The 7520-nt window shown below is 59.5% G+C and carries 5 protein-coding genes; all 5 read left to right on the top strand.

Translation table 11 applies throughout. The features are described from left to right. On the top strand, nt 1-390 hold a 390-nt coding region (locus tag ACP5VX_RS05575), incomplete at its 5' end, for a DNA adenine methylase (RefSeq protein WP_428724897.1). Between the two features lie 56 nt (nt 391-446). After that, entirely contained in the window at nt 447-719 is a 273-nt protein-coding gene (locus ACP5VX_RS05580) for a hypothetical protein (protein ID WP_428724898.1), read from the top strand. Beyond that, on the top strand, nt 716-991 hold the full coding sequence (locus tag ACP5VX_RS05585; RefSeq protein WP_428724899.1) for a hypothetical protein: 276 nt from the start codon (nt 716-718) through the stop codon (nt 989-991). Before ACP5VX_RS05580 ends, ACP5VX_RS05585 begins: the two co-directional genes overlap by 4 nt. Before the next feature lie 162 nt (nt 992-1153). Then, on the top strand, nt 1154-6412 hold the full coding sequence (locus tag ACP5VX_RS05590; RefSeq protein WP_428724900.1) for a hypothetical protein: 5259 nt from the start codon (nt 1154-1156) through the stop codon (nt 6410-6412). A 125-nt stretch (nt 6413-6537) separates the two neighbouring features. Continuing rightward, nucleotides 6538-7520 (top strand): hypothetical protein (locus ACP5VX_RS05595; RefSeq protein WP_428724901.1); only part of this gene is annotated, 983 nt, incomplete at its 3' end.

A 7520-nucleotide genomic window follows, 5' to 3' on the forward strand; every position in this document is an offset into this window, starting at 1 on the left:
GGCGCGTGGATAACCGAGCTCGCGAAGTACTACGTGGACGTCACGATCGAGAACCGCGACTTCCGCGATGTAATCAAGCTCTACGACTCCGAGTACACGCTCTTCTACTGCGACCCGCCGTTCCTCCCCATCGGCGTCAAGGACAGGGACGACTACTACAGGTTCGCGTTCACGGAGAAGGACATGCGGGACCTCCTCGACCTCCTCGACCGAATAAAGGGTTACTTTATACTCAAGCTACCCGGCGACCACCTCGAGGTGGACTTCATAAAGGAGTGGGCGAGCAGGGAGGGGCGCCAGGTCTTCACGTACACGAAATCCAGGTCGCAACACAAATCCGTCGGCGGTAAAAAGCCGAAGTGGACCGTCGTGCTGGTCACGAACTACTAGGGCCCTGGTGTTGTTTATAAGCACCGTTAAGCTTAGTGTTTAACTTGGTGGTGCGGTTGGAGTCCCAGCCCAGCCAGCAACAGGGTCCCCAGGCACAACAGCCGAGTATCCCGCTCCCGTCACCGGAACTAACCGAAGAACAGAAGAAGGTGCTGGACGCTCTCAACGAGCTGATCCTGGCGACCCACGAGCTGAGCTTCGCTATAGCAGTCCTGCCCCCAGAGGTCTTCGAGAAGTACAACGAGATAAAGGACCTAGTCGAGGCAGCAAAGAATGTCGTGAAGGCAACGTATAAGTTTCACAAGTTACTAAAGGGCAGGGGTAGATGAGCGCCCGCCAGGGTCTCAGGGTCGTGGTACCCCCGCTGGACGTGGACGTGGACGGGGTCACGTGCACAATCCTTGAGGTATCGCGACACGAGTGGGTCGACGGCAGGGAGCACTACATAGTATCTGTCGTGTGCAGGTACGACGGCAAGAGGACGAACGTGTTTCAGCTCGACGTGACGAGCAACGACGAGTTACTGGCCAAGCTCCGCGTCGAGGTCGCCAAACTGAAAATAGCCGGTCTCCTCGGCTACGCGCCCCTCGTCCTGCCGTAGTCCCTCCTACACACCACAATATAACCCTTTTTTACACGATCTACATTTTGGTGGTGCGGGCTGGACAAGCCGGTTCTAGAACCGTTTACGCCTGAGGACGCTGTTTACCTGGCCGATTTACTAAACGCCGTCTCACAAAACGACACACTACGCTTTGAGACCGTGCAGGTCCTGCCCCTCGAGGTCCTCGCGGACCTGGACCTGGGCGAGCTGGCCTCCAGTCTCCACGGCATAACTGACCCCATCGGACAACTAAAGGGCTGGCTTTTCGACAGGCTCAAGGAGCTGGCCTCGTGGTTCGCCGACACTGTGAGGTCGGTCTTCAACTCGATCTATGATTCAATAATAAGGCCCGTCCTCGACACGATAAGGGGCCTCGTGCAGTCAATATACGACTACATCACGAAGATACCCGGCGCCGTGACCGACATCGTGACGTTCATAAAGAACAGCCTGGCCGGCGTAGCCGACTTCATCAACAAGAACGTGGTGGACCCGATACTCAAGGCGCTCAGCTCCGCCCTAGACGCGCTGAGGAACCTACCGTCCGCGATCTCGAGCGCCCTCACTACCGCCCTAGACGCGCTCAGGCAACAGCTGTCGGGCGTCTGGGACTTCATTCAGAAAAACATCGTGTCACCGCTCGTCTCCGCGATAAACAGCGTGATAGACGCGGTTAAGAGCGGGCTGTCGGGTATAACCGACTTCTTCACCAAGACGTTGCCAAGCCTTATCGGCCAGGTGACAACGGCGTTACAGGACGCCCTGAAGGGCGCCTGGACCTGGATACAGGATCACATAATAAAGCCCCTAGAGTCAGCAGTCTCGGGTATCGCTGACGCACTCAAGGGCGCGTTCAATGCGTTACAGTCAGCGGTCGGCTCGATCACCGACGCCCTGAAGGGGGTCTGGACCTGGATCCAGGACAACGTAGTGAAACCCCTCGCGACGGCGATAGGCGGTCTGGTCGACACGATAAGGTCGGGCCTGTCCGGTGTAGCGGACTTCTTCACCAAGACGCTACCCGGCTTGATCGGCCAGGTCCCGGCGATGATACAGGACGCCCTCAAGGGCGCGTGGGCGTGGATACAGGACCACATAGTGAGACCGCTGTCGTCGGCGGTCTCCTGGGTCGTCGACGCACTTAAGGGCGCAGTGGGCGCTATACAGTCAGCCCTCCAATCTGTGTACGAGACGCTGAAGAACATGGTCTCGACCGTCTGGGAGGGCCTGAAGGTCGCAGGAATGACGATCATAGACTACATGGGCAAGCTCGGGGACCTCATTAAGGGCGGTTTCGAGCACGTCGTCAACTCACTTAAATTTGTCGCAGACTCGCTCAAGCAAGTCGGCGTCTACCTGACAGGGTTTGTGAACGCGGTAATGCAGTTGCCCGAGCGGTTATACGGGTTATTCAAGGGGGTATTTGATACACTGACGGGAGCCCTGAAGGGGATCGGAGACTTCTTCTCCTGGCTCGCCAGCGGGTTCCAGGCGTTCATCAAGGACCCCGTGGGCACTATAACTAAAAACGTAGTAGAACCGCTCGTCAAGGGGTTGTCCACCGTAGGCTCGGTGATATACAACGCGCTCGCCTCCTTCGGCTCCTGGCTGTGGGAGAACCTGGTGAAGGCCGGGGAGTGGCTGTTCAACGCGATTAAGTCGGTCGGAGAGCGGATAGTCGGGTTCATAGGCTCGGCCCTCGCGGGCATTGGAAACGCGCTACTCAAGGCAGCAGAGTCGGTCGCCAGCGGGTTCAAGTGGTTGATAGAGACGATCGCCGGCAAGCTGGCGTCTGCGGTGTGGGACGTCTACAAGACCGCCACCCTCGCCCTCATCGGTAAGTACGGTCAGATCGGGTACCTCGAGGCGAAGTTCGAGGCCACGGTGAAGGAGCAACAGACAGTCACCAACATGGTGCTCGCGTGGATAGGCGGGGTCATGGGCACGGGCCTCATAATGAGGGGCCTGGCGTTCTACATGAGGGGCTTCGCAGCAATGCTGTCGAACCTGGTGCAAAAGCTCGAGCTCGCGGGCGAGCCCCTGGGCGTCGGGGTGAGGTGGGGCTTCAACCCGATAAAGGCGGTCGCCAGCATGATCTACAACGTGGCAGAGATCATCGAGAAGTCCGGCGAGACCATAGTCTCGACGCTCATCCAGGGCGCTGCACTGTGGTACAGCCGTATCATGGTGAGACCGCTCATCGCCCCCCTCAGGGACATCGTGCCGGTCGAGCTACCCGGTCCCGACACCCTCATTCACGCTGTGAGGAGGAAGCTACCGACCACGGCGTTCAACAACACGGTCGAGTACGCTATCTACGCGCTCAACATGTACGGCTACCCGAGCGACGTGGTCGACTGGTACTTCAAGTTCGACAAGGCGCTACTCCCGTCGTCCCCCGAGAAAAATGACACGTACATCACCGTGGTGGACAGGTTCAACCAGACCAGGCTGATACCGACCAGCCTCATGTTCAACCTGCCCTCGCCGAGCGACATGGTCGCGATAATGGTCAGGGACATCGTCCAGGACCCGGACCAGTTCAAGAAGATGATGGCGCTCCACGGCTTCACCGAGGACGTCTCCTTCATGTACTACCTGCTACACTTCAGGTACCCGACCCCCGAGTCGCTGGCCAGGTTCTACTGGAGGGGCGTAGCAGGGACACTGTGGTACCCCAGCACACTCGAGGAGCCGGCAGTCAAGGAGAAGTTCAGGATAACTGCGCGGGCCAGGGCACCGGTGCAAATCAACTACGACGCGCAGACGCTCAACGACATGATAAACACGTACATGAAGTGGCACGACTACTTCCCAGCCCCCTGGAAGGAGGGCTTCCCGACCGACAAGTCGATCGTCGCCGAGCTCATGGCCGACCTGCCGGGCAAGGCCGACGCCAGGTGGATGACAAGATGGGGGCTATTCCAGCACCTGGCCGACGCCGGTCTACCGTGGGACGTCTCACTGCAGGACATATACACCGCGTTCACACGGCTGACGGGCAACGAGACCCGGAGGACTAAGGTAGAGCCGGTCATAGAGCTCGACGTGAAGATGCTGAGCAGGTTCCTCGTCGCGCACGGCATGCACCCGTACCTCGCACCACTGGTCGCCGTGGCGGAGGCCCACGTCGCGCTCGGCGACGAGTTCACGCTGGTCAGGACGGGCTTCGTCGACGCGCTGAGGAGGGGCCTAGTGGACCTGGACACCTCCGAGGTGCTGATGAGCGGTCTGTTCACAATAACGTTTAGAACGGGCTACATAGACCCGGCTACGGGGCAGAGGAGCGAGGTGGTGTACAAGAAACCGCTCTTCTGGCTACCCGCAGAGCGCAGGCTGATACAGCTCAGGTCGGTCTTCGACAGGCTCAACCTGACCAGCAGGACCGCGATGACGCGGGTCACTACACTGGTCAGGCTCCTCGCGTTAGACGCGGACTCGGCCGTCGAGGCGTTCAAGCAGTTCTACAGCGTCGTCTCCGACCACGTCTCGTCGCTGGTGAAACGGCTGACCGGCGTCGACTGGAAGCCCGTGCTCGACGAGCAGTACTTGAACGTGTGGAGGGCCCTGTTACAAATAGAGTACGTGGCGGGCGTGAGGACGTGGGCGAGGAGGTACATCGGCCGTGTGATGGGCTGGTACCTCTACCGGATAAGTAGCGGGTACATCGACAGGGAGCGGTTCGCGAGCACGATGAGAAGACTTGTTGAGATGAAACTGCTCACCCAGGAGGAGGCGAACCTGTTCACGTTCCTGCTAGACGAGCTCCTCGGCATAGTAGCTAAGGAGAGCGTGCCGACCCTCAGCCAGCTGGCCACCTTCGCCGAATACATGGTGCTGGACCCGTCGGTGGTAGAGAGGTCGCTGGACAACTACAAGGTCCCGCGGGAGTACTGGGACCTGTGGAAACGGTACATCGCCGTGAAGCCGATAAAGTCCGACTTCAAGACCCTGCTGACCTCTGCTGCGAGGGCGCTCAGGAGGGGCGCGATAACCGAGGAGGAGTGGAAGAAGTTGCTGGACGAGGCGTTATCGTACGGGTTCACAGCGAAGGAGGTCGAGATAATCTCGAGGAGGGTCTACTACGACATGCTCGCCGACGAGGTCAAGGAGTACGTACCGTCGCCCTCCACGCTCGCGACGCTCTCCGAGTACATGGTGCTACCGAAAGAGCTGGTGGAGAAGGCCCTCGCGGAGAAGCGCGTCCCGCAGGAGTGGAGGCAGGTCTGGCTACAGTACATCGCGGTGAAGCCCGTCAAGTCGGACTTCAAGTCGCTACTCACGGCAGTCGCCAGGGCGTACAGGCGGGGCCTGGTCGGCGAGGACGAGTGGAAGAAGATACTCGAGGAAGCGCTCTCCTACGGTTTCACGCCGAGGGAGGTCGAGCTGATCTCAAGGAGGGTCTACTACGAGACGCTGGTGGAGGAGACGAGGGAGTACCTGCCCACGCCCTCCACGCTGGCCACGCTCTCAGAGTACGTCGCTATACCGCGGGACCTAGTAGAAAAAGTGCTCACGGCGAGGAGGGTGCCGGCAGAGTGGAGACAGGTCTGGCTACAGTACATTAGTATCAAGCCGATAGCCGACGACGCTAGGTACCTGCTCTCCGCGTACCTGAGGGCGAAACGGGCCGGCGTAGTGTTACCGAAAGACATTGAAGACTACGTCAACTCCGTCTTCAAGGCGGTCGGAATAACCGAGGAGGAGCTGAGGATCCGCGAGACGGCCGTAATGCTCGACACGATGGTGGAGACCCTGCCAACTCTCGGACAGCTTGCTGTGATGAGCGAGTACATCGAGGTACCGCAGGACTACATAGTCAGCATACTGACGGCGAGGAGGGTCGAGAAGAGGTTCGCGGAGCTCTGGCTGAAGTACATCAAGGCGAGGAGCATATCGGGCGAGGTGGGCACCGTCGTAGCGACGTACAGGCGGATATACGAGTACTTCACCGTCTCCGACGACCTCACCAAGCTCGTCACCTCGCTGATGGAGAGCGGTGGATGGACTAGCGAGGAGATGAAGATATTCAATATAGATCTTGAGCTCAGGAAGTACTACAGGATCATGAGCGTCCTAGTACCGACGTTACGACAGTTCATCGCCGACGCGCCGTACCTGCCCGAGCGCGACGCCCTGCTAAACGACCTGCTCAGGGCGAGGGGCGTCGACGTCGAGAAGTACAAGCAACAGGTCGAGTACTACAGGAAGCTCGTGAGGAACCGGATGGTGTGGAGACAGATCGCCTGGTACAGGACGCAACTCGCGTACGCGTACGAGCGGGGCGTGATAGACCAGGCGACTCTCAGGAAGAAGCTCGAGGTGCTGAAGAACTACGGGCTGTCCGACGACGAGATAAACATCCTGCTCGACGGTATGGAGCTGAGGAGGGCTGCACGTCTCGCGAGTAGGAGGTGAGACCGGGTGAGCAGACCGGTCCTAGACCTGGACCCGGAGCTCAAAAAGAGACTGGAGGAGCTGGCCAGGTCACTGCAGGAGTTGCAGAAACAGATCGAGGAGCTGAAGAAGCTGGTGACCAAGTAGTGGGCGCCTCGAGTATCCTGGCCTGGCAACTGCTCGCGCGGAAGGAGAAGTACTGGGCGAAGACGCTGAGCGACGACGCCCTTTGGGACAACACTGCCGGCGCCCTCGGAGTGTTTGACTGGCTCAGGTGGTTCAGCGACATAACGCTGAGCGACACGATCTTCTCGAGCCTCATATCGCTGATCAACTTCGGCATACCACCGACGGAGATAGAGCCGTGGAACGTAGTGTACGAGGTTGAGTTACCGGCGCCCGACGAGTTCGTGAAGGGCGTTCTATTAAAGGTGAAGCGGGGGGACGTATCGGCCTGCGTGCCCGGACCCTACGACACACGCGGGTTCATAGACCGGACGTTCACACCGCCCGTCGCCGAGGTGATTAAGTCATCGTTGCTGGAGAAGGGCTACTACGGCGTCTCGCGCTACGGCCAGGCGTACTACGACCCGCAGGCGGTCAGGGACTTCCTCAGGACGACGGTCTACTTCATGTTCAAGGCGCCCGTCGACCTCGCCACTGCTAGGGAGAAGATAGCGTCAGTAGCAGACTCGCTAGACATAGCACCGGAGATCGCAGAGGACCTCTTCAACAGGCTCAGCCTGGTCACGGCAGTCAAGGAGTACGCTGCGACGTTCGACTACGCGTGGTTCGACTACAGCTACTTTTCAAACGCCGAGGACGACACCGTGGTGTACGTGGACTACTCGCTCCAGCCCACCGAGGTCGAGTACGTCGACCTCTTCGATGCTACCTCCGCGTGCTTCTTCGACTCGTCGTTCTTCGACTACTGCTTCTTCACCGAGCCGGCGCAGGAGTACCAGCACCCGTTCCGCCCCGACGACGTGCTACTGCAGATAAGGGACTGCGTCCACAACGCGTTCGTGAGAACACTACCTTCCACGGGCCTCCTCGTGGGCAACTACACGCTACCGGAGGAGCGGGCCAGGTTCACGCCGAGCCCACGGCTGGAGGTCTACGCCCTCTC

This window comes from Thermogladius sp. (assembly GCF_049970955.1).
Taxonomy (GTDB): Archaea; Thermoproteota; Thermoprotei_A; order Sulfolobales; family Desulfurococcaceae; genus Thermogladius.

Coding starts and splice junctions, on each gene's coding strand:
- ACP5VX_RS05585 (WP_428724899.1), top strand. CDS start 716: ATGAGCGCCCGCCAGGGTCTCAGGGTCGTGGTACCCCCGCTGGACGTG.